Origin of the sequence: Pseudoalteromonas spongiae UST010723-006, assembly GCF_000238255.3 — a bacterium.
GTDB lineage: Bacteria > Pseudomonadota > Gammaproteobacteria > Enterobacterales > Alteromonadaceae > Pseudoalteromonas > Pseudoalteromonas spongiae.
In genome coordinates this window covers 2595054-2616254 of the sequence record NZ_CP011039.1, presented here as the reverse complement: position 1 = coordinate 2616254, position 21201 = coordinate 2595054, and the positions used below count along the sequence as shown (strand labels likewise).

The 21201-nt window shown below is 41.6% G+C and carries 14 protein-coding genes, 1 pseudogene and 1 riboswitch; of the genes and pseudogenes, 10 read left to right on the top strand and 5 right to left on the bottom strand.

The window, feature by feature from the left end; all coding sequences use genetic code 11:
* Positions 1–3 precede the first annotated feature (3 nt).
* A complete protein-coding gene (locus PSPO_RS12085) occupies positions 4–1128 on the bottom strand; it encodes a tyrosine-type recombinase/integrase (RefSeq protein ID WP_010562039.1) in 1125 nt (374 codons plus the stop codon).
* Between the two features lie 105 nt (positions 1129–1233).
* Between PSPO_RS12085 and PSPO_RS12080 the strand changes: the two are divergent.
* Positions 1234–1374: pseudogene (locus PSPO_RS12080) on the top strand (nucleotide-binding YajQ family protein); the annotation flags it as partial.
* 87 nt (positions 1375–1461) lie between these two features.
* On the opposite strand, the gene PSPO_RS12075 reads toward PSPO_RS12080, so the two are convergent.
* Complete coding sequence (locus PSPO_RS12075) at positions 1462–4716, bottom strand: M6 family metalloprotease domain-containing protein (protein WP_010562037.1); 3255 nt, start codon at positions 4714–4716, stop codon at positions 1462–1464.
* 200 nt (positions 4717–4916) lie between these two features.
* Positions 4917–5076: riboswitch (cobalamin riboswitch) on the top strand.
* A 34-nt stretch (positions 5077–5110) separates the two neighbouring features.
* Here PSPO_RS12075 and PSPO_RS12070 point away from each other — a divergent pair.
* Entirely contained in the window at positions 5111–7018 is a 1908-nt protein-coding gene (locus PSPO_RS12070) for a TonB-dependent receptor domain-containing protein (protein WP_010562036.1), read from the top strand.
* Positions 7019–7075: 57 nt separating this feature from the next.
* On the opposite strand, the gene msrA is transcribed toward PSPO_RS12070, so the two are convergent.
* Positions 7076–7600, bottom strand: coding sequence for a peptide-methionine (S)-S-oxide reductase MsrA (gene msrA / locus PSPO_RS12065; protein ID WP_010562035.1), 525 nt, complete (start codon positions 7598–7600; stop codon positions 7076–7078).
* Between the two features lie 65 nt (positions 7601–7665).
* Between msrA and PSPO_RS12060 the strand changes: the two genes are divergently transcribed.
* Positions 7666–8367 carry an SDR family NAD(P)-dependent oxidoreductase gene (locus PSPO_RS12060; protein ID WP_010562034.1) on the top strand — a complete coding sequence of 234 codons (702 nt, stop codon included), beginning with the start codon at positions 7666–7668 and terminating at the stop codon, positions 8365–8367.
* Between the two features lie 26 nt (positions 8368–8393).
* Here PSPO_RS12060 and PSPO_RS12055 read toward each other — a convergent pair whose 3' ends face one another.
* Both PSPO_RS12055 and PSPO_RS12050 read right to left on the bottom strand, forming a co-directional pair.
* Entirely contained in the window at positions 8394–11483 is a 3090-nt protein-coding gene (locus tag PSPO_RS12055; protein ID WP_010562033.1) for an efflux RND transporter permease subunit, read from the bottom strand.
* On the bottom strand, positions 11480–12541 hold the full coding sequence (locus PSPO_RS12050) for an efflux RND transporter periplasmic adaptor subunit (protein ID WP_010562032.1): 1062 nt from the start codon (positions 12539–12541) through the stop codon (positions 11480–11482). The genes PSPO_RS12055 and PSPO_RS12050 overlap by 4 nt, the downstream gene beginning before the upstream one ends.
* Positions 12542–12763: 222 nt before the next feature.
* On the opposite strand from PSPO_RS12050, the gene PSPO_RS12045 reads away from it, so the two are divergent.
* From PSPO_RS12045 to PSPO_RS12015, 7 genes are all read left to right on the top strand, one after another.
* Positions 12764–13456 carry a DUF2982 domain-containing protein gene (locus PSPO_RS12045; RefSeq protein WP_010562031.1) on the top strand — a complete coding sequence of 231 codons (693 nt, stop codon included), beginning with the start codon at positions 12764–12766 and terminating at the stop codon, positions 13454–13456.
* Positions 13457–13531: 75 nt separating this feature from the next.
* Positions 13532–13864 carry a hypothetical protein gene (locus PSPO_RS12040; RefSeq protein ID WP_010562030.1) on the top strand — a complete coding sequence of 111 codons (333 nt, stop codon included), beginning with the start codon at positions 13532–13534 and terminating at the stop codon, positions 13862–13864.
* A gap of 112 nt (positions 13865–13976) precedes the next feature.
* Positions 13977–15671, top strand: coding sequence for an Lcl C-terminal domain-containing protein (locus PSPO_RS12035; RefSeq protein ID WP_010562029.1), 1695 nt, complete (start codon positions 13977–13979; stop codon positions 15669–15671).
* Between the two features lie 13 nt (positions 15672–15684).
* Entirely contained in the window at positions 15685–16206 is a 522-nt protein-coding gene (locus PSPO_RS12030) for an Lcl C-terminal domain-containing protein (RefSeq protein ID WP_040641320.1), read from the top strand.
* 60 nt (positions 16207–16266) lie between these two features.
* Positions 16267–17049 carry a YggN family protein gene (locus PSPO_RS12025; protein ID WP_010562027.1) on the top strand — a complete coding sequence of 261 codons (783 nt, stop codon included), beginning with the start codon at positions 16267–16269 and terminating at the stop codon, positions 17047–17049.
* The gene (locus PSPO_RS12020) at positions 17049–17906 is read left to right on the top strand and encodes a sulfurtransferase (RefSeq protein ID WP_010562026.1); all 858 of its coding nucleotides are present in this window, start codon (positions 17049–17051) and stop codon (positions 17904–17906) included. The genes PSPO_RS12025 and PSPO_RS12020 overlap by 1 nt, the downstream gene beginning before the upstream one ends.
* A 163-nt stretch (positions 17907–18069) precedes the next feature.
* Positions 18070–21192 carry an efflux RND transporter permease subunit gene (locus PSPO_RS12015; protein ID WP_010562025.1) on the top strand — a complete coding sequence of 1041 codons (3123 nt, stop codon included), beginning with the start codon at positions 18070–18072 and terminating at the stop codon, positions 21190–21192.
* The last annotated feature ends 9 nt before the right edge of the window (positions 21193–21201 follow it).

Sequence of the window (21201 nt, the reverse complement as noted above, 5' to 3'; positions counted from 1 at the left end):
AATCTAAATGCTCATACGATCTAACTTCTTAATCACTTCTAATCGTTTAAATAACAAGGCTTCCGCACAGATATAAAGCTTAGTTGTGTTGTCATCTTCGTGTCCCATCCATTGAGGCAAGCTGAGCATCGGATCGTACCTACCCATGTCCATATCCTCGCAATATGTAACAAAGTTAGTCGCGCACGTATGTCGAAGTGAATGAAAAACCCATCGATTATAAGAGCTCCTTAATTCCGCTGGAGTAATATTCTTCGACAGATATTCATCTACAGAGGATCTAAAAAGTTTTGTAGCATAAGATGCACTGGTCATGGGGGTACCTTTCTTTTTCTCAAAAAGGTTTTTTCCCACATATTTACTTAAATCCCCGTACAGAAAACGAAACAGGTCTTTTTTTAGTTCCATAGATATTGGTACAGAACGGCGCTTATAACCTTTACCGGTGATCTTAATGAAAGCCTCTTCATAGAAACCGACCTTATCATTTGGGAATTGTTTTTTGAGGTTTTCAATATCAAAATTGCCGTATTTAACAAGTTCATGTGTCCTAACACCAAGAAAATACCCCATCTTTAGAGCCATCTCATTACGAGATCTTTTGAACATATCTTTCGTAGGTATATGGGCAAGAATATTATTAAAGTCTTCTTCTTGGATATATTGCGAAAGAATGGTGGATGTGGCTCTATCAGCTAATTGCAATTTAGCCGACAAGGTTCTAACACTGTATGAAAACTCTTTTGGCTCATCAATGTAACCGTGCTTATATGCAAAGCAATAAAACTCTGAAAGGGTAGATATGTGCCTAGTAATAGATACATCTTGGAGGCCATTATTTACTAAATCCATTAAATAAGTGTTCATCTGACTTTCAGTGATTTCTCTGTAATCAGATGGGAAAAAGTGGCCTGAAGAATCAGTTTTACTAATTACGTTTAGGTAACGAGTCAAATCACTTGCACGCCCCTTTACTGTCGACTTACTACCTGATTTTGACTTTTTAGCAACTTCTAGGAGGAAGTGACAGCTTGCTTTGTGATAGGTAAAGTTTTCAGTAAATAGCACTGCTGTTATTAAACTCCGACCACCACAAAAAACTTCCGTAAATCCGTACTTGAATTTCATAATTATCCCAAAGAATATATCTACCTTTTTGTTTTGTTGACGTTGCGTTTAATGCAAACCCTAGTAGTAATGATGTCAACAAGAGTATAGTAAGTGTTCATAGGAAGATATAAAGTACAAGCTGCGATTCAAGGTGAAGAAGTGCGCGTAACAGGTAAAAAACGCGATGACTTACAAGCTATTATGCAACTCGTTCGCGAAGCTGAATTAGGGCAACCGTTCCAGTTTAAAAACTTCCGCGATTAATCGGTGGGTTTTCAAAATCACCAATTATTTTGGTGATGTAAATTAAAAAAAGAGCCACAAATGTGGCTCTTTCTTTATGGTGTAATCTTAACTTCGTCTGCGTAAGCTAATTAGGGTGAGAAGCCCTAACATTGCAAATAAACTACCGCTTGAAGAACTTGATGTTGCTTCAGTAGTTGGAGGAGCAATGTTTTTAACAGTTACTTGAACACTTGCTGTGCTCGTTAGTAATTGGTCGCTCACTGTAACTTCAAATGTAAGTACTTGATCGCTATCAACGCTAGGTGCTGTGAAAACTAAGTTTGCCTCATCTGTACTGGTTAAATTCACTGCCGGACCACTGGTTTGTTTCCAGTTGTAATAAAGTTCATCACCATCTGGGTCGCTCGATTCTGCGGTTAACGTGACCGTTGCACCTTCATTTACTGATAAATCATTACCGATTGTAACTACCGGTGCTTGATTTGAACGCTTGATATCAATTGAAATATGAACACCTGAAGAGCCCTTACCGTCAGATACCGACACAAATAACTTAATAGCGGTATCACTTACTACATCTGGTGCTGTAAAACTGAGAGTGTTGCTGGCATTACCTGCTAAATCAATTGCAGGGCCTGAGATTTGTTGCCACTCATAGGTTAGTGCATCGCCGTCTTCATCTGTCGCGGAGACGGAAATAGTCACTAGCTCATTAGCTAATACTGATTGAGGTGCATCAATTTCGACAACTGGAAGCTTATTTACATTGATAACGTTTACAGTGATGTATGCGGTTGTACTACCTTTGCCATCATCTGCTGTGAGCGAGAATGTTAAGCTTTCGTCTGCTTGCACTTGCGGTGCGGTAAAGCTTAGGTTTGCACTTGTGCTATCTGCAATTGCCACTTCAGTACCTGATATTTGCTGCCAAGCTAGCGTGATAGGATCGTTATCAGCATCGCTTACAGTTGCGCTTAGCGCCACAGCTTCGCCTTCGGTAACATAATGAGTGGTTTCAAGTTGAATAATCGGTAGTAGGTTGTTGTCTACCGTATCTTCAACTTCAAGGTAATCAAGATAATGTGAAATCAGCGCAGACTTACTGCCAGCAGATAAGTGACTTAGTGAGCAAGTATTCACAATTAGTTTGCTGTTATTGATAGCACCTTGAATGCCACACGGGCCAAACTCATTTTTCCATTTACCTTCAATGTCATCATAAAACACACCTTTCGCGTTAAGAAAGGTTGTTGCATTTTGTTGTGTAATAAACTCAGAGCTTGGCGGTGAGATGCTATCCTCAGCAATGATAGTTTGGCTCACGGTTTGCCCATTATTAAGCGCGATACTTTCCACTTGCTCTACACGAACATCGGTGTTGGTTACCGTTAAATCGAGTGTATTGCTAAGTTCAGGCGATAGGCTAAGGACATTTTCACCGGCAATAATAAGCTTGCTGTTAAAGCGCGAGTAGTTATCAATAAATGATACTTCTTCACTGGTTGCTTTACGGTCACGGCCGAATGCTTGCAGTGTGCCATCGTCGAGTCTATTCCAAGGCGTGCGAGACTCACCAAAATCGACAGAGACAAATTTAAAGTTGGTGCTGGTTAGCGGGAATAAAAAGTCTGAATAGTAAACAGGCAAGGTCAAGCTATCGTAAACTTGTTTTGTTTCCGCATTTAATGAGTGATCTAAATGAAAGTGCACTGCTGAAGATTCACCGTTGTATGCGAATACTTTCAAGTATTCAGCGCTTTTATAACCTTCTGCGGTAACGGCATTAATCTGCAAGTTTAGTTGGCCATTCTCAGTAATAAGCTCTGCAAAATTCACGTCAAACGGTGCGGATAGTGTTTTTTTAAGTTCACCGTTAATTAACAATTCAACATGATCAACTTGAGATAAGTCGTCACTGCTAATGGTTGCTTGTGCATTGTGCGCAATCAGTGATTTATCGCTAATAGAACCGACTGAAATAGTCGCAATGCTAGGGTATACTTGTGCATTAAATGTAGCGGCATTGCCATCGGTATTGAGGTTTTGAATGTCTACGCCTGTATGTTTTGCGGCATAGTTTTTACTCGCTGGCAGGGTTTGAGGTGAAAAGCTATCACCCGTAGTAAATACATCGTTTTCATCAGCGTAGGCCGCAACTAGCTCAATTTCATTTAAATTATCAGCTTGAATGAGGCGAATAAGTTTGTTGTCAGAGTAGCTATTATCGTTGGCAAAGTAGCCCCAGCTATTGAGCTCTGAATTTATATGCCAAATATTTAAACCTTCAGCGTTTAAGTTTAAGTCGTTACCGCTTCTATCACGGTATTGCACAATAAAGTACTCGTCGTACTTATTGGTGGCACTTGTATCGCTGCGTAAAATAAGCGCATCTTGGTTAGTTGATGTGGCTGAAAGTTGATAGTTGGTATCTGAAGTTGATGCAAACTGCGGCGTCAGCCAGCCAAGTGCAAATTTACTAAATGCACTGTGATCTGAACTGTTATTATCCATCATATCCATGCCGCCTGTACCACCACGCGGACCAATGCTGTCATCGTAATCGTAGTAATCAGGCAGGCCAAGTGCATGGCCGGTTTCATGAATAAGTACAAGCGGTGAAAATGCTTGCCCTTCCGAATAGGCCAGCCATTGCCAAGAAATTGTGCTGATGGTTTTACCATCGACGGTAAATGAATTGTCGCCAAAACCTGAGAAAGTACCCCACCAAAGGCTTGCCCATTCGCCAGGAGGGCCGGTCCAAATCACCGCAACATAATCGATGTCGCCGTCGCCGTCGTTATCGTATTGGCTAAAGTCATGGCCAAGCGCATCGTGGTGTTCAATTGCTTCTTTGATGATTTGCTGCTTTACCTGTGCAGCGTTGGTACCATCGTCAAGCGGACGGTTGTACTCGGTTTTATACCAATCAAGTACATTACCTTGAATATCAAGTTTGTTATATGACGAACGCTGGTAAAATGCACGGTGGCTTTCAAACGGGAAACTGCTGGCGTTGCCCTCACCAAATATTTTACTGTTAATTGCGCTTTGAGAGTTGCTTTCATTGTGTAAGTAATCGGGAAATTCAACTAGCAGCACCAACATTTTAGGAGTGCCTAAACTCGGAAAATACCCTTCAAATGGGTTTGCTTCATCTGCTTTATTTTGCATTGTTCGCAGTTGCGGCAAATGGTGTAAACGCTGGTGGTTACCATATGATTTTGCTTGCAAAGCGCGCTGGCTAAACGTTTTTTCGGCTTTATAGCGTTTTAGCTGCTCTTGCGTGGGCGGTTGTAATGCACTTACGTGTAGAGTCAAAAATGCACTACAGGCAAGAAGTACCTTAGTTAACTGTTTCATAGTTGAATCCGTTACAAATCTATTGTCACTGTGTGAGTAATAAAGTTTACTCCTAAATGACCTTTTATAGAAACAATAAGGGAACAGTTTACCAGCTGTTTTTAGCGGTTTAGACTTCTAAAATTGACATTTTCACTTATCCCCTCCACAATACGCGCCTAAATTTATAGCCTATTGGTGCCGTTAAATTTTTGGTTCTTCGCTTCAGAAAAATAGTGGGTCAAACATAACAACGGATAATCGGGAAGTTGGTGCATAAGTCTTTGCCTTATTAAGTCCAACGCTGCCCCCGCAACGGTGATGTATTTTGTATTAAATAAAATGCTCAGCCCGGAGACCGGCCAATTGGTTTCTTAAAACGATTAACATTGTGCGGTGGGCACAAGGGGATAATATGTATCACAAATCTAAGTTAGGTTTGGCGCTTAGCCTTGCCTTGTCTTCTTCATTCGTTGCAGCTAACACAACTGATGCTCAAACAGAGCATGATATTGAAACTATTGTTGTTACCGCGAATAAGCTTGAGCAATCAATTGACCAAACTCTGGCAAGCGTGCAAGTTATTGACCGTGCGCAAATTGAGCAATTAAATGTGCGTGATGTGTTAAATGTGTTAGAAACGCAAGCGGGCATTCAAGTAAACCGTAATGGTGGGCAAGGGCAAAATGCGAGCCTGTTTGTACGTGGCTTAGAATCTCGTTACTCGCTTATTTTAATTGATGGTGTGCGCGTAGGCTCAGCAACCTTAGGTTATAAAAGCTTATCAACTTTGCCATTAAATTCAGTCGAGCGTATTGAGGTAGTAAAAGGCTCTCGCGCAGCACAATATGGTTCTGACGCGTTAGCGGGTGTTATTAATATTATTACGCGTCAATCACAAGGTCACAGCATTGCATTAACAACAGGCTCTAATAGTTATGCGAGCTTAGAAGGCACGTCACGTTTTACTACTGAATACGTGGATATTGCGCTTAATGCAGGTTATGAGCGCACTGAAGGATTTGACGTATTAGAAAACGATGCAACAAACTTTGCCGATCCAGATAAAGATGGTTACGACAACTTAAACCTAGGGTTAAACCTTACTCATAATAATGCGTTGTTAGGTCGATTAGGTTTTATTGCTCAATATTCAACGGGCGAAGTAGAGTTTGACAATTATTTTGATTATCAAGAGTCTTCATTAGATAAAACCGAATATGAAAACTACCATGTAAATGCTAATTGGTTTAAACAGTTAGGTGACTTTAGCCATAAAGTAGATGTTGCGTTTAGCCAAGATCAAGATGATACGTTTGGCACTAAACCAACTAGCCGCTTTGCAACAGAGCGTGTACAGCTAGATTATTTATCGACATATCAGTTATCTGAACAAATCGACTTTAACGGCGGCTTAAACTGGCATCAAGACAAGATTGATACAACGAGCAGTTATGACGAAAAAAGTCGCAATGCTTATGCTGCATTTGTTGGCGCATACTACGATGACGGTAACTTTTTAGCTAATGTGGCTGTGCGTCATGATGATTATGATGAAGTTGGATCTGAGCAAACGTATAACATTGCGGGTGGTATTAACCTGCATCAAGACGCAGTACTGCGTGTAAGTCAAAGCTCTGGCTTCAAAGCACCTACATTCAACGATTTATACTACCCAGGATCAGGTAACCCAGAGCTTGAAGCTGAAACATCAGTTAACCGTGAGCTTGGCTTACGTATTGATTTTGATAGCTTAAGTGTGGATGTTGCGGCATTTCGTAACGAGCTAACCAATAAAATTGCGTGGGCACCAGCACCAACAGCGGATAACCCATATCGTTGGTCACCATTTAACATTGCTGAAGCACGTTATGAAGGCGTAGAGCTAACCACTAATTTTGCATTTTACGGTTTTGATAACACGCTTAATGTAAGTTATATCGACGCGCAGAAAGTGGATAACTCACCGACCGCAGTTGAAAAATATAGTGACTTACCATTTGTTGCAAAAGAAAATGTACGTTACAGCATCGTTAAGCAGTGGCAAGATTTAGATATTAATTTAAGTGTTGCATATCAATCAGAGCAAAAATCGACGCTAATTAATAAAATCCCATCACGCATTGTGTGGGACTTAGCTGCAAACTACCAAATTCAACAGCAATTAACCGTAAGTGCTCGTATCGAAAATCTATTTGATAAAGAGTACATTCCAAGTCAAGGTTATGGCGTAGATATCGATGGCGATTGGGTAAATGATGCGTTTTATCACTATAACGAAATTGGTCGTCAGTTATTTGTTGGTATCGCGTACGATTTTTAATCGGTTGATTTAACAGCGAATCATTTTGTAAAAAAAGCCGCAAGTTGCGGCTTTTTTTTATTGTGCTAGTAATGTCGCATAATTAGCAGAGAACTTAGCTAATTTAGGGCCAATCATAATACTGCAATAAGGTTGATTAGGGTTATCGCGGTAATAGTCTTGGTGGTATGTTTCAGCACTATAAAAAAGTGTCGCAGGGCTTAGCTCAGTGACAATTTTGTCTGCAAAAAGTACTTGTTGACTCGCCAGCATTTTTAAGCTCGCTAGCTTTTGAACATCATCAAGATAAAAAATAACACTGCGGTATTGTGTACCAACATCATTACCTTGGCGGTTTAATTGTGTTGGATCGTGTAACTCAAAAAAGATTTGTAATAGTGTTGAGTAGCTAATGACCTTTTCATCAAATTCAATTTTCACTACTTCGGCATGACCGGATAAGCCGGTGCAAATATCTTGATAAGTTGGGTTATCTAAATGACCACCACTGTAACCTGATAGCACCGATTGCACGCCTTTTAAACGGCGAAATGCCGCATCAATACACCAAAAGCAGCCACCACCAAAAATTGCTGTTTGCATTATTGTTTAATCTATTTTCTTGTTAGTTGCGTAAAGATTAATACAGTTAGACAAGGGACGGCAAGATGAAACAAAGTTTAATTATTGGGGCGGGCGGCATAGGTTTGGCTGTTGCTGAGCTGTTATCCCAACAAGACGACGAACACAACATTACCATTATCACCAGCAATCCAACTCTTTTAAGTGATAAACGCTTTAATGTGTTGTTAGTCGAAAACCACAGTGAACAGCAGGTAGCAAGCTGTTTAGCAACATTATCAATTAAGTTCGATTATGTCTTTTGTTGTTTGGGTTTATTGCACCAAGAGGATATTCAGCCCGAAAAAAATCTATCACAATGGCGTGTTGATTCGGCCATGGCATTAATGCAAGCCAACGCATTTGCGCCGCTCACCTACTTAGTGCATTTACAAAAGTTACTGGCAAAAGAGTGTAAATTGGCATTTTTATCAGCGCGAGTTGGCAGTATAGGCGATAACCGCTTAGGTGGTTGGTACAGTTACCGTATGGCTAAAGCTGCACTTAATATGGCAATCAAAACCGCGAGTGTGGAACTGGCTCGAAGTAGCAATAAGGTATGTGTAATAGCCTTTCATCCGGGCACAACAGATACCAAGTTGTCTAAACCATTTCAACGTAATGTGCCTGAAAATAAATTGTTTACTGTACAATTTAGTGCGGAATGTTTAATTCGCTTGATGTTTCAGGTTAATGAAAAAGACAGTGGAAAATTCTTTGCGTGGGATGGGCAAGAAATAGAGTGGTAGCTAAGCTTAGCTACCACTCTATAATTTTATAGCGGATGATCGCTGGCTTGATCGTTAATTGCTTTTTCAGTGGTTTCTGGCGACTGAGTGTTACGCGCCAGCATGTAATACGCACTTGGAATAACAAATAGTGTTAGCAAGGTAGCCACAACCACACCGGTTAAGATAACAATACCAATAACCATACGACTTTCAGAACCTGGGCCTGATGCCAACACCAGCGGTACCGAACTCATTACTGTGGTTAAAGAGGTCATAATAATTGGGCGCAGGCGTTGTTTCGAAGCGCTGATTAATGCCTCGGTAAAGGCGACACCTTTATCGCGCAGCTGGTTGGCAAACTCCACAATTAAGATACCATTTTTGGCACTTAATCCTATCAACATAACAATACCAATTTGGCTATAAATATTGAGACTAGAGTTTGTGAAGAATAGCCCTGTTAACGCACCGACTAAGCCAAGTGGTACTGTAAGCATAATTACTAACGGGTGCACAAAGCTCTCAAATTGCGCTGCAAGTACTAAGAAAGTAACCGTGAGCGCTAAAATAAACACATAGGTCATTGCCGATGCGCCTTCATAGAACATTTGCGATTCGCCTTTGTAATCAATCGCGCCTTCAATATCGTTTTCTTCCATTGCCACTTGGTTTAGGAAATCAAGCGCTTCCGCTAATGAGTAATCAGCTGCAAGGTTGGCGCTAATGGTAATGGCGCGCATACGGTTATAACGGTTTAAACGCGCAGCTGTCGCTTGTTCATCAATGGCGATTAAGCTGTCCAGCGGGACTAAGTCATTGTTACGTGATTTTAGGTAAATCGACGAAATATTTTTAGGGTCTGAAAAGTCAGCTTTGGTGCCTTTTAAAATTACATCGTATTCTTCACCGCGGTCAATAAACGTGGTGACTCGGCGCTGACCCAGCATAGATTCAAGTGTGCGGCCAATTTGCGAAATACTAATCCCCAGATCTGCTGCTTTGTTTTTATCAATACTGACTAAAAACTGCGGAAAGGTCTCTTTGTAATCGTGGTCAAGACGTACTAGCCCTTTGTTCTCACGGGCACGAGCTAGAATGCGGTCACGCCAATCGGCCAGTTCTTCGTAGCTGTTGCCTTGCAATACAAACTCAACCGGACGACTGTTGCCACGACCGCCAACACCAGAGCGCATAATGGCAAAGGCACGCACATCGGTAACATCGGTTAATTTGCCGCTGATTTCGCCCATTACCTGCCAAGTATCACGTTTGCGTTCGTCCCAATCGGCCATACCGACAATTGCAACGCCGCCACGGCCACCCCAGCCAGGAACACGAATAAGTACGCGACTTAATTCACCATTTTCCTGATATGGCATCAGTTTTTCTTCAATCTGAGCCATGTTCTGTGCGTTATTTTCGTAGCTTGCGCCTTCAGGGCCATTCATCATTATAAAGAAAGTACCGCGGTCTTCTTTTGGTGTCAGTTCCGATGGCAGTTGTTTAAATAACAAGTAGCTAGCAAGGCCTGCAAAAATAAGAAGTAGCAACATGCTTTTGCTACTAGCCACGTTGTTACGCAGTAAATTTTCGTAGCCGTTTTCAACTTTGCTAAATAGTGCATCAATTTTATGACTAAACTTCGACGCTTTCTCGCTTGGTTTTAAAATTTTAGAGCACAGCGCTGGCGATAATGTAAGTGCGGTTAAACTTGAGAAAATCACCGCAGCGCTGGTGGCCATCGCGAATTCAGTAAATAAGCTACCAATTCGGCCTTCCATAAAGACTAGCGGCACAAATACCGACACCAGTACGAGTGTTGTTGCAACAATCGCAAAGCCGACTTCACGTGCACCGCGATAGGCCGCAAGCAGTGGCGGTTCGCCAAGTTCTACTCGGCGGTGAATGTTTTCAAGCATTACAATGGCATCATCTACCACTAAACCAATTGCCAGTACTAAGGCAAGCAAGGTGAGTAAGTTAATTGAGTAACCCATGCCGTAAAGAAAAGTAAAGCTACCAATCAGCGCAACGGGTACGGTAATTGCTGGAATAAGGGTTGCGCGCACGCTGCCTAAGAATAAAAAGATAACGGCAACTACTAACGCCATTGCAATAGCGAGTGTGCGATATACCTCAGCAATCGATTCACGGATAAAAATAGATGAATCGTAACTGTCTTGAATGGTTGTGCCTTCAGGTAATGAACGCTTAATTTTTTCTATTTCTTCGCGTGCTTTTTCAACTACGGTTAAGGTGTTAGCTTTGGCTTGCTTAACAATACCAAGGCCTATCATGTCTTTGCCGTTACCGCGGAATAGGTTTTCTTCATCAACCGCTTCAAGCCTTACGTCGGCCACTTCTTTTAAACGCACCAAGTAACCACTGTCACCGCGTTTAATGACTAAGTTTTGAAAATCACTTTGCGATTTATAGCTGCGCGCAATACGTACGGTGAAATCGCGATCTACTGATTCAATTTCACCGGCTGGTAATTCAACGTTCTCTTGACGTAATACACGCTCAATTTCATCAGCGGTAACCCCTTTAGCAGCCATTGCATCACGGTTTAACCATACTTTCATCGAGTATTCGCGTTGACCACCTAGACGCACATTGGCTACGCCATCTACTACCGCAAGCCTATCAACAATATAACGCTGGGCGTAATCAGACAGCTGCAATGAATTCATTGATGTACTGTTTAATACAAACCATGCAATTGGGCTTTCATCGCTGTCGGATTTTGACACTTCTGGCGGGCGTACTTGCTCGGGTAAGCTATCAAGTGCGCGTGAAACACGTTCGCGTACATCGTTGGCAGCGGCATCAATATCGCGGTCAATATTGAATTCAATGGTAATATTTGAGCGACCATTTCGGCTTGACGAGTTAATGCTTTTAACACCTTCAATACCTGAAATACGGTTTTCTAATACTTGGGTAATTTTGGTTTCGATAACCTCAGAAGACGCACCTGTGTAGCTAGTGCTTACTGACACAATTGGCGTATCAATATCTGGGTACTCTCTTAGCGGAAGCATTGAAAATGCAACTAAACCAAAAGTAAGTAGCAGTAAGTTTATTACGGTTGCAAAGACCGGACGTTTAACTGAAATGTCGGTTAAAATCATTTCAGCATCTCCTTAATTGTTACTTGGCTATTTGGTCTGACTTTAATAATGCCTTCAGTCACAATCTGTTCGCCTTCGCTTAAACCGCTGCCAATGGCAACCCAACCACCGCGGCGCAGGCCAATAGTGACTTGGCGTTTTTCAATTACGTTATCGTTGATGACATAAACAAAGTGTTTGTCTTGCTGTGGAATAAGCGACTTTTCAGGCACCATCAAGGTATTTTCTGCGCTTAGTTCTAATTGCGTGTATAGCAGCATGCCAGTGCGCAGCATGTTATCGTTATTATCAAAGTTAGCGGTAATTTTTACACTGCGTGTTGCCGCATCAATACGGCTGGCAATGTGCGACACAGTACCGCTGAAGGTTTTTGTTGGATAAGCAGGGCTTGTTGCGGTGACTGTCATACCAATGGCGATTTGCGCGAGGTATTTCTCTGGTACATTAAAATCGGTTTTAATCACGCTGGTATCATCCAGTGTGGTGATTTCTGTACTGGTATTTACAAAGGTACCTGTAGATACTTCTCGCAAGCCAAGTTTGCCGCTAAATGGGGCGTATAGCTTCATTTCAGCAAGTTTAATTTTAGCGCTAGCCAGTTGTGTTTTGGTTGCCTCATAGCTAGCCTCTTGCTCATCAAGTGCAGAGCGCGCAGTAGCTTGTGTTTTTGCCAACTGCTGTAAACGCTTTAATTTGCGGTTTTCTTCTTTTAACAGAATTTCAAGTTCTTCAACGCGGGTTTTTTCTTCGGCATCTTGAAGTTCAATCAGCAACTGGCCCTTTTTAACGGTGTCGCCATCATCAAAAAAGATATTTTTAATATAGTCAGATTGTGCGCTAACGAGCGTTACCGCTTGATTTGCACGCGCAGTACCAAGCGATTCGATAATATTTGCTTGGCGGCTAATTGCAACTTGATGCGCTTGTACTGGTGTTGCGTTTGCATTTCGCTTGCTTTGTTGTCCTTGCGATTCAGGTAAATACAAATAAATGCATAAACCGAATAAAACAAAACAGATGAGGGGGAATAATGCTTTACCAGATTGTTTTGCGTGCATAAAAGTTTCTCGTAAGTGTTCAGGGCTCACTATTCTACTAGACAGTTTAGAACTTGTGCGTGTTAGGCATCGTATAATATTGTGAATTAAACGTGTTTTTTTCCGTGAGTACGTAGAATTTATGAAAAATAAAAGTAAAAATTGCCCATATTGCAAACAGCTACGAGCAGCATTAATTTGGGGTGTTTTAATGGCATGTTTATATTTTAGTGTGTGGGGCTAATGGCAAAACGTTTAAAAATAGCTGCGTCGGCGCATAAGCACGGTGGCGAGTTTTTGGTGGCCGGTAGTATTGTTTTAGTGCTGGTATTATTGTTCGTTAAATTAAAGCCCGAACCCATCTCTATTTTTGATGTGGCGGTAGTGATTGGCGCCTTGGGTGCAATGTTTATCGGATATTTTAAATTATCAGAACCGCGCTATAATTTAGTATTGAGCAACAATGGTTTAGTGTTTTATCATCGCTACGGCAAAGTACGTATTTCTCGCGATAATATCGCGGAAGTGGGGCAAGTAAGTATTGCAAACGATGACCAGTTTATTGAACTTTCATGCTTGGGATTACGGCTTAAATCGATTGCGCCATTAATTAAACGTATGCCACCAAGGTTGGCACTTAAGCTAATTATGGAGCAGCGCAACTGGTTAATTGCAGGCATTAAAGTTAAGTGGCCGTTAGGTAATGTGCCGGATGATTGGCTAATTGAGGCTAATCAGTATCAAGATAAGTTTGAATCCAATGGTTTACTCGCCATGATGAGCCATCGTCTTGAGCATTTTAACGAGCTTTATGGCTATCATTTTTTGATATCCTATAATTACTTTGATCGCCCAGCAGATGAATTTGTGAATTTATTGCAACACTGGTTGCGAGATCCCGAGAAAACGATAGAAAAATATAGTAACATCAAGTAGAAAGATAGTTATAAGCGCAAATTTTTGAATGAAAACTCTCAGAGTTTCACGTTGCGTAAATCGGAAAGGCTGACTATGACAGTTGAAAGAGCATATGTAAAAAGTGGTCGCAACACCATAATTCATAAAGAAAAAAAGTTTGATTTAGTGATTGTTAATGGGGATAACCATCCTAAAATTAGAGTGACTGCTTTTGGTTTACAGCCTTTTAAAGAAAGCCTGCCGCGCAACCGCAGAGAAGCCAAAGAGCGCTATTTAGAGGTCGTGCAAATAGGCTCACCTGATGTATTTGGTGAAGAGAAACAACTTCTTTTTTTACAAGCACTGGATGGCCGAGAGTATAAAGTTGATTACTCAAAAGTTGGTACAAAACTGTTTGTGCGTGTTCATCAAGAAAGTTATATGTAGCTCAGAACAATTATTTTATTTCTAAAAAAGCAGTCATAGTTGAAAAATTATGGCTGCTTTTTTGCATTAAATTTTTATATTTTAGAAAACGACTTTTGATTAGGTGTTATTTATGACCATAGGAAAACAGCGTTCCGTGTTGCTCACTTGCTTAAGTGCAGTGTTAGTACTGGGGTGTGGTGGCGGCTCAGGTTCATCGAACGATGACAATACCAGTGCGCCTTTGTCTGTTAATGCCGGAAGTGATATTGCACTCGATGAAAAGCTCACGCTTTCAGTTAACGCGGTCGCAAGCCCAGAAGGTGGGACGTTTACTTGGCGACAGTTAAGTGGGCCGCAAATAGAAGGGTTTCCACTTGAGGGAGCCAAGCAAGAAATTGTCGCGCCCGATGTAAAACAAGATCAAACAATTGAGTTATCGGTTGAATATGTTGCCCCAGATAACCGTACGGTAAGCGATAACTTGGTGGTGTCGATTAACTCAGTTAATTTATTACCCGTTGTTTCAATTAAGCAAACTGCGCCAACAAGCTTACCGTCGCAATATGGCGATACTATTGTGTTGTCTAGCAGTAGCTCATTTGATCCTGATGAAAATGGTCAATTAGTCAGTTATTTGTGGCAACAAGTTGCAGGAACGGCAATTACCATTGCCGATAAATCATCTGCTGATTTAACATTTACACACCCATTGCTTGAACAAAATGACGAGGTAACGTTTAGTTTAACCATCACTGACGATGAAGGTGGTCAGCAATCTAACGAGTTAGCGCTAACCTTACAAAAAAGTAATCAGCTAATTTTTGCCAATGCCGGCGCAAACCAAAGCGCGCAAGAATTTTCCACTGTTACCTTAGATGCAAGCGCTTCAACCAGTGTTGATGGCAGTTTTCGCTGTAATTGGGTACAGCAATCAGGTGTAACAGTTACACTCGATAATAGCGAAGTGTGTCAAACTCAATTTATAGTGCCAGATGTTGATGCTCCTGAAAGCCTTATATTTGAGCTAACGGTAACGGATAGCGCCAATCGCTCTGACAGTGCACAAACACAGGTGCTTGCAGAGCCAAAAGCTCTCGGTTTAATTAATGACAGTGGTATGAATCGCTGCTTTGATAACAGCAAAGAGTTAATTAACTGCGTTTCAACTGAATTCCCAAGGCAGGACGCAGCGCTTGGCCGCGATATTCATGCTGGCTTACTTGATAAGGTTGGTAGCGGCCCCGAGGCATTTGATTTTACCAAACTTGATCAGTTTGCCGGAGAGCTGTCAGACAATGCCATTAATTTTAGCTGTGTAAGAGATAATATTTCAGGGTTAATTTGGGAAGTTAAGCAGCCTAGTAGTGGCACATTGCCTAATACGCAACTGCGCGAGGCGCAAAATACTTATAGTTGGTATTTAACAACGGTTAATAATGGTGGTTTTGCTGGGGTAGAGGCGCCCGCACAAGTTTCTTGCCCAAGTACGGTTAATTGTGGTCTTGATCAGTATGTAACTGAGGTTAATGAGATTAATTATTGTGGCGGTAATAATTGGCGAGTGCCAACCCATAGTGAGCTAAGCTCGCTACTGCATTTTGGTCAGCAGGGCTCGGGCAGTGTGCTGATCTCTGATTTTTTCCCGCACTCGGCAACACTCGCAATTGATGGTGTACTTCCGTATTGGACAATGCAAACCAGCGCTGAAGGTGGACAAAGCGCATTTGCTTGGGCGATTGATATGTTTTCAGGTAAAGACATTGGTTATCCTAAACAAAACCTTGGTTACATACGTTTAGTGCGAGACACCAGTAATGATGATTAATAAAGAGGGTACTATGCGTATTTTTAGTAAATTATCGATTATTGTGACTGCAACTATTTTTGCATGTACTGCTAAGGCGCAAGTATGTGTTGGTAATATTCCTAGCACGTCACCAACAGCGCAATTTACGATAAATGCAGATGGCACCGCGGTTGATAATTTAACTGGCCTGATGTGGATGCGTTGTAGTATTGGCCAATCTTGGGATGCGACTAATAGCACCTGCACTGGTGGCACTGAGCAATTAACTTGGCAACAAGCCTTGCAAGTAGCAGCAGATTATCAATACGCTGGCTTTGACGATTGGCAGTTGCCGAATGTTAAAGAGTTAAGTTCGCTTGTTGAACGCCAGTGCGTTGATGCGGCAATTAATAATGTTGTATTCCCAGCAACATTGGCGCAAAACTATTGGACCAATACAAGCGGTGTTGGCAGTATTACTCAAGCATGGGCTGTGGCCTTTTATAGCGGTAAAACAAACTTAAGAAGCAAAACCTCAGATGTGCACTTGCGTTTAATGCGCTATGCGAAATGATTTGGTATCTACCTCGTTAGTTTGATAATCTTGTTGAGTTATCTTTGGGGTAGAATTGTTATGAAGTTGGTGCGATTTTGGGTCTTTTTGATTACAAGCTTACTGTTTTCAAATGCATCGTTGGCTGATGAATTATGTGATGTTGAACTCGGACATGGCTTAATTATTACCGATGATGTCATTCGCATTGTCGATAAAGGACAAACCAATGTGCAGATAAATAACGACACTCAGTTGTTTATTCGCGGCCGTTGGGTTGAGCTTAACGATGAAGAGATGCAAGTTTTAAAAGAATACAGCAAAGGGTTGCGCAGTACCGTACCTGAACTGGTTAAACTTGCTACCGACGGTGTTAATTTAGGCTTGTCAGCAATTGAACAAGTGGTTACAGGCTTTACTGATAAAGAGCCTGAAGTGTTAAAAGACCAACTAAAGTACGTTGAAATTGCCCTAAAAGATAAGTTTAAAGCGGGCGACGACTTTTTCTATATCGCACCGCAATCCCTTTCTAAATTAGATGATTTTTTTGAAAAAGAAATCAGTCAAAAAATTCACTCTGCTGTGCATGGTTCTCTCGGCGCTATTTTAGTTGCGCTTGGTGATGCATTTGAGTCAAATGAAGGCAATATCGAGCAGAAAATCACAGGCATGGGTGAGCGTATTGATATTATCGCCAGCGAAATTGATAAGTCATTACAAAAGAAAGTTGTGCAGCTAGAACAAAAAGCGAATCAATATTGCGGTTGTTTACGTACCTTAAATGAGACTGAAGATAAACTACAACAGCTAGTACCAGAACTTGCTGATTTTGATTTAGTACAAGTAAAAGGGTTGAGTTTGTAATGACTAATTCAGTATTTGATAAAACGGATTTTCAAGTGGATTGTACTTGGTTAAAGCAACACCTCGATGACACTAACTTAGTTGTTCTTGATGCCAGTATGGATAACCCGGTAAATAAATTAAAAGATCAAAGTTGTGGCGTGATCCCAGGCGCAATCCGTTTCGACTTTAGTAAATATATTGTAGATGTCGCCGCAGCATCACCTAATACCATGCCAAGTGCGCACGTTTTTGAAGATAAAATACAGCAGTTAGGAATTAATCAAGATTCGCATCTAGTTGTATATGATAAACAAGGTTTGTTCTCTGCAGCGCGCGCTTGGTTTATGTTTAAAACCATGGGCTTTGATAATGTTGCTATTTTACGTGGCGGCTTACCTGCATGGCAGCAACAGGGTTTTGACGTTGTTGAAAGTTACGCGATACCAGCATTGAAAGGTAATTTTAAAGTTCAGCAAGATAAGCAACTATTTGTTGATAAGCACTATGTATTGAATGCAATTAACAATGACGATATTCAAATTGTTGATGCGAGAGGTTATGGACGTTTTAGCGGACAAGAAGCTGAACCGCGTGAAGGGATGCGCAGTGGTCATATTCCAAACTCGCTTAACTTACATTACGCCAGCTTGCTCGAACAAGGTGAGTTGTTAGATAAAGCTGCGCTCAAACAAATTTTTAACGAACTTGTTCCCGCACCTAAAGAATTTATATTTAGTTGCGGTTCAGGTGTAACCGCGTGTATTTTGGCATTAGCCGCCGAGGTTGCGGGGTTTGAAAATGTGAAAGTGTACGATGGCAGTTGGAGCGAATGGGGTAAAGATAAGCTGTTACCAATCGATACTGTGTCAAACTAAATCATATAATAATACGAACTTTTAGATGATTTAGTTTGTTTCTATGTCATTTATCTTGGTTCTTTGTGTGTTCAACTTTTCGAAATATTTACACACAATTTACAACTAGCAATGATGATACAAACAACTAGACTACACCTAGTTATACCCCTGTATTATCATTATGAATATCACAAGAAGTTCCTTAAAAAACCCAGCCAGCGTGCTGGTGATTTTAGTGCTAATTATGCTGTTTGGTACAATTAGTATCTTTAAACTACCTATCCAATTAACCCCCGACATCGAGCAACCACAAATCACGATTATTTCAGGTTGGCGCCAAGCTGCTCCAGAAGAAATCGAATCAGTGATCATTGAGCCGTTAGAAAATGCGGTAAAAAATACGCCTGGTGCGCTTGAAGTAAATACGCAAATTAACCAAGGGCAGGGTTTTATTAATTTAACCTTTGCTGTTGGCAGCGATATGCAAGAGGCGATGCTAAATGTGCTAAACAGCTTAAATCAAGCACCGCCTTTGCCTTTAGATGCAATGGACCCAATTGTTACGGCAGGTGGTAATGCAGGCCCTGGCTCTGGTGGGCCAACCGCAGCAACGTTGTTGGTGGTACCTACTGAAAGTAGTGGCCAGCTTGATATGGCACGTTATCAAAAACAAATTGATGAATTAATTCAACCGCGTTTGGCTAAAATCCCTGGTGTGGCCTTTGTTAACTTAGCGAGTGAAAGACCACGTGAGCTGCGTGTTACTTTTGACCCCCATAAAGCGGCCGCGTTGGGTATAAGTTTAAGCCAAATTAGTCAAACCTTAGCGTCGTCAACTGACACTTCAGGTGGCATTGCTGATGTTGGACGTCGTCAATATACCGTCCGTTTCACTGGACAATATGATTTAGATAATATGGCGCAGATGCGCATTGGCTATTCAGGTGAGCGTGCTATTTTCTTAGGCGATGTAGCGAAAATTGAGAATACCGTAACAGACCGCCGTGCAATGTCACAACGAAATGGTAAACCTGCTTATTACATCACCCTTACCCGTGCCAATGAATCTAATACTGTTGCGGTACTTGATGAACTGAATGCCACAATTAAAGAATTAAACGAAGGTATACTAGCTCAAGAAGGCTTAGCGATTGAATTAAGTTACGATGCATCCGTGCATATTCGTAACGCATTACAGTTGGTAAAAAGTAACCTTGGCCTAGGTGTGCTATTGGCCTGTGGTATTTTGTGGTTGTTTTTTAGAGGTTGGCGTACAACGTTAATTATCGCATCGACAATTCCGGTATCGTTAATGGTGGCTTTTTTAGCGCTAAGTATTTTTAACCGTAGTTTAAATGTGGTGTCGTTGGCAGGATTGGCGTTTGCTGTAGGTTTAGTGCTTGATGCTGCGATTATTGTGCAAGAAAATATCACGCGATTAATGCAAACAGGCATGGCACGAAAGCAAGCCGTGTTAAAAGGCGCGGTGCAAGTAAGTGGTGCGTTATTTGCCTCAACTGCGACCAGCGTAGCGATTTTCCTACCGATTTTATTTATGGCGGGTATTGAAGGTCAGCTCTTTTCAGATTTAGCGTTAACGCTTTCTATTGCGGTAATTGCCTCATTAATTAGTGCTATCAGTATTATTCCTATTGCCAGTAAATATTTATTGAGCAATGAAAATAACGACGATCAATTTCATGCCTACTGGCGTCGTTTAACCAACTTAATTATGCGACTCACTAGCACGCGTACTAAGCAAGTTTCTTGGGTGGTAGGATTGCTAGGTGGCGCAGTAATAGTGACATATACCTTAGTGCCGCAAACTGATTTTATGCCGCGCGCACCAACTGATGGCTTCTTTTATAGTTTAGTTACACCAGCCGGTGCCAATATTGACTACATGGAAGAGGAACTGGCCGAGAAAGTAAAACAACGCTTAATGCCTTATTACTTAGGTGAGAAATCACCTGCAATCAAAGATTTTAATTTCTATGTGTTTGGTTCAAATGCGGGTGGCTTTATTTACTCTGCCGATGCTCAGCGCGTAGAAGAGCTAATGCAAGTTGCTCGCGAGGAAATATTTGCAGAGCTGCCCGATACCCAAGTCTTTTTATTTAGAGGCTCGATGATCCAAGTGGCAAATGGAGGCAACGGTCGTACTTTAAGTATCGACTTGCAGGGCTCTGATATGGAGCAATTGATGTCTACTGCGCAACTAGCATTGGCTGAAGTAAAAAAAGCTATGCCTGAGGCAATGGCGCAGCCGCAACCCTCTCTTAATATGGCAGAGCCTGAATTGCGACTCACACCAAATGATAGACGCATTACGCAAGCGGGTTTAACACGCCGTGACGTTGCAAGTGCGGTGCAAGCCTTTACCAGCGGTTTGTTTATTAGCGAATACTTTGACGGTAACGAACGCATGAACGTGATTTTACGTGCTAATCCATGGCAAAGCCCCGAAGAGCTAGCGAGTTTACCTATCACAACACCATTGGCAGGTGCGCAAACGCTGGGTGAGCTAGCCACTATTGAGCGAACCGTTGGACCATCTCAATTACGCCGTGTAAATGGCTACCGTACTGTTAGTATTCAAATTACACCGCCAAATGATATGAGTTTACAGCAGGCGCAAAAAATACTTACTGAACAAGTGATGCCCGTTGTGCGTGAAAATTTACCTCGCTCAGCAAACGCAATTTTGGCGGGTAATGCGCAAAAAATGAATTCAGCGATTGAAGAAATGGCCTACAATTTTGTGCTTGCGCTATTTATTTTATTTTTATTGATGACGGCGCTGTTTAAATCGGCTCGCGATAGCCTGTTGGTATTGTTAGTTATGCCTCTGGCCGTAGCGGGCGGCATATTGGCGCTAGCGGCACTTAACGTTGTGAGTTTTCAGTCACTCGATTTACTTACTATGATTGGCTTTATTATTTTACTCGGGCTGGTTGTGAACAATGCGATTTTATTAGTAGATCAAACTCGCCAAGGCGAACGCGATGGTTTATCACGCCGTGAAGCGGTTGAAAATGCAGTACTTATTCGTGCAAGACCGGTTTATTTAAGTACCTTAACCAGTTTATTTGGCATGTTGCCACTGATGATAATGCCGGGGGTTGGCTCGGAAATTTATCGTGGACTGGCGACTGTAATTGTCGGCGGTATGGCAATTAGTGCCATGTTTACCTTAATTTTAATGCCAAGTTTATTGCTACTAGGTAAACAAACGCCACCGCAATTAACACAAGCAAATACTAAAAACGATAAAACACAATTAGATCTGGTTGCTAATAAGTAGGGGATACCA